The sequence below is a fragment of the Moorena sp. SIO3I6 genome, from assembly GCF_010672095.1.
The window spans coordinates 1-1119 of record NZ_JAAHHU010001628.1; the positions used below are offsets into that span (position 1 = coordinate 1).

The window sequence follows — 1119 nt, forward strand, 5'->3', positions numbered from 1 at the left end:
CAGTTAGTGCGAATATAATGCCCAGTGATAGAAATGATCCTATTTTAATAACATTCATTGAGAGCACCTGTTAGCTGAGTTTTGGGTAAATCCTAGCATTTTGATACCCAAGCACAAAAACCCCGACTAGTCAGCTATCAGCTGATAACTAACAGCTAATAGCTAATAGCAACACCTAGAATTTTTATAGGACTTACGAAGTTTAGTTGGTTTTGCCCCCCTGCCCCCCAATTTTGGGCAGGGCTGTTTCAAACTTTAGTAAGTTAACGATTATTGGAGATAGGGGGATAGGGGGATAGGGGGATAGGGAAATAAACTAAAATTTCCCGAAAAATGCCCAAATTTAGTCATTAAAATCTGACGAATTAACCGCCTTCAATCAACTCAAATCACTAACAATTTGTTAACGGCCTTCGAGGAAGGTTAGATAAATTTGCCCAAAATCCCGAGTATTAGTCCAAAATTCTCCCCATCTCCCCATCTCCCCATCTCCCCATCTCCCCATCTATTTTTTGCGAGAATGAAACAGCCCTACCAATTTTGGGGGGTAATGATGTCAAAGTCCCCCAGAATTGGGGGATTTAGGGGGCATTTGCGTAAGTCCTGTTTTACTTAGAATCTAAAGGTGGTACGGATCGCTCCAACCCAAATCGTATCATTGTCATCATCGTGATTAGGATTGAAAATCACGTAGGCTCCTGGAGTAATCGTGATGTTCTTGCTAATCGGGAATTTGTACTGTGCTTCAATCAGGTAAGAAGTATCATCATCTTCATCAGCACCATCAATGTCGGTAGCCTTAGGTGGCACACCTCCAGCAAAACTCAGCACAGCTCCTTCTTTGCCAAAATCCAGGAAAGACAGGTTAGCTGACCAAGTTAAGATTTCAGCATTGTCACCTTCTTCCACCGCACCATTATCATCTTCTGCGATCGCATCAATATAACCAAACCAACCGCCTAGGTGAATTTGTGAGCTCAGGCGAAGACTAGCTTGTGCTCCAAAGCGATTAGCAGAGGTAGCCGTCTCCCCAAAGGGTTGCTTGGCCAGGTCACTACCAGTGCTACCGGAAAGATTCACATCCTCTCCTGGCTGGTAGCTACGGACGTAGGTCAAAGA

At 43.9% G+C, this 1119-nt stretch carries 1 protein-coding gene; it reads right to left on the minus strand.

Features of this window, described 5'->3' with window-relative positions; genetic code table 11:
• Positions 1-612: 612 nt before the first annotated feature.
• Positions 613-1119: iron uptake porin (locus tag F6K49_RS51800; protein ID WP_293110811.1), on the minus strand; the 507-nt coding region annotated here is incomplete at its 5' end.